This window comes from Endozoicomonas sp., from assembly GCF_051008435.1.
GTDB lineage: Bacteria > Pseudomonadota > Gammaproteobacteria > Pseudomonadales > Endozoicomonadaceae > Endozoicomonas_A.
In genome coordinates this window covers 1-2,267 of record NZ_JBPCXO010000287.1, presented here as the reverse complement: position 1 = coordinate 2,267, position 2,267 = coordinate 1, and the positions used below count along the sequence as shown (strand labels likewise).

Here is a 2,267-nt window from a genome sequence, read left to right as displayed (position 1 = left end):
GTGCCAAAGCCCTGCTGAGATATTATCCTGAGCAAAAGGTATCGGTATGCGGTAGCTTAAAACACCGCAATTCCCAAAAGTACTATCCAGCCCGCCATCAGACAGATAATGAACCAGTTGCAATTGTCCTGGCTCCGTCTCCGTATAAACGACCCCATAGATTGACTGGGTGTCAGCATCGTAAGCCTGAAAAATAGCTTGTCCTTCCACGGGTTTACACACATCCGGACTATTTGTCATAGATGGCGGCTCGGAAGTGGTCTCAGAGGTTGGGATGATGAATACTTCAGTCGTTGCAGGTTCCGTCGTTGCAGGTTCCGTCGTTGCAGGTTCCGTCGTCGCAGGTTCCGTCGTAGGGGGCATCCAGGGTGTGCAGGCAAAGCCGTCTTTTCCACAAGGGATGCCTATATCAATACCCATTTCTTGTGCGGCCAGCGTTGCTTCATCGGAGACGTTCAGAAAAGGTTTGGTTCCATCGATCAATCGCCATAAACCGGAAATAAACATTGATTGCGACGAATTTTTTTCCGGGAATGCGTATTCAGACTTGTTTACATTAAAATCAGCCCCCATTCGGAACAGATCCTGCATTAATGGATCCAGTTTTTTCAACATCGGATACTGATGGGCATTGCCGTAGCGCCACTGCTGTTGGTTAAACCCCTCCAGTTGTGTCGTATTTTTCAAAATGTTGGCCGGCATATAACCTGCTCCGCTTTTTGGCAGAACCCAGTAGTTATATTGAGCAGTCACCTTTTCGGCGAACTCAGTGCTGGTGAAATCAACCAGGTTACTCCCCCCCGCACCAACAACGCTCCCTGTATTTAAGGTTTGAGTGATATTTACTGTTGTATCAGAATTTCCAAAGGAATTAACAAAAATACCTCCAACCTGCCCAGACTCACTTTCCAGTCGAATATTGCCGGCATTCAGTGCCAGTGAAACGGACGGATGTCGTCCCTTACTCACGACTTCAGAAGTGTTTAGGTCTATAAATTTGTGGTAATTTCCGGTGAGTAGCATCCTTGCCAGTATGCCAGCTGCTTCAGTGTTGTTGGCGGTGGCGTAAATGTCCCCGAAATTCATCAACGTATTGATATCTGCATCCGCTAAATCAGCAGATATTCCACCAATGCGGTTACCATTGTGCAGGCTCAGGGTTCCGGTATTGATGACTTCGTGACATTGAACCTCCCAGCCATAGCCACAGCCACCTGAAGTAGAGCCTCCAGCACCTGTTGCGGTCAGGTTCGCCGTATTTAAAACCATGCCTATCTCTGAAAATATGGCCTGACCAACGGAAGGTGAGACAGAAGCACCGCGTCCACTGGCGACGATGGTGCCGGTATTCAGCGATCGTAACAAACGGACTTTGCCCCTGGAGCTGCCGATGCTCCCCCCAGCATGAGCGGTTGGCCCTGAAGTGTACAGATCGGCAACATTGACGGTCTCTTCTACCTGTGTATATACCCCTTCCCCAAGCGTGCCACCTGCGTAGGCATCTTTTCCTGAAGATGATAGTGAGCCAGCGATAAACGTTTGTTGAATTCGGGTTTGCTCATCTGCAAGCCCAACCACACCACTCACAACAGAATCGTCTCCTTCAGTGATTGCGTAGGTTTTCAGAGCGGTGATTTCAGTAATATTGGAATGCCGGGAATAACAGGACACCACCGCAGCAGGTGCATCATTCATGTGTGTATGCAAATGGGAATTGATAAAAGTCAGCCGACCAATATTTGCGTCACTCAGTGTATGAAACAGTCCGGCGCAGGGCTGATCAGTGACATTCAAACCATAAATAAAATACCCACCACCAGAAAGATCACCGGAAAAGGGGTGAGTATCGTTACCAATGGGAGTCCAGCTGGAGGTGTTTCCAGAGGCATTCAGGAAGATGTGATTACTTAGAACAAACTGCTTGCCAGACAGATTACTTGTCTGTCGCAGGGATGACAATTCATCGGCGTTGCTTATAGAGTACAGGCTGTTTTCTTGTGCAAATAGAATAGTACTTCCCCAAAAAAAAAGTACTGCCAAAACATACCTCAAAATTTAACCTCCGATTTGTTTTTCTACTATTCTGGGACTCTGATGTTCAACAAGTATATACAAAGTGCTAGCACTAGCCAGCAAGGCATCTTGCTTCTTGCTTCTTGCTTCCTGCTTCCTGCTTCGGAAACAACTGAAGTACAAATCAGGTGAGGATGTTTATATGTTTTCAAGATTTTCCCGGGCACTGCTCCTGTGTACAAGTTTTCTTGTGA

The 2,267-nt window shown here is 47.3% G+C and carries 1 protein-coding gene; it reads right to left on the bottom strand.

Going from position 1 to position 2,267, the window contains the following annotated elements:
* On the bottom strand, positions 1-1,959 hold a 1,959-nt coding region (locus tag ACR2PX_RS14545), incomplete at its 3' end, for a hypothetical protein (protein WP_434000079.1).
* Positions 1,960-2,267 lie beyond the last annotated feature (308 nt).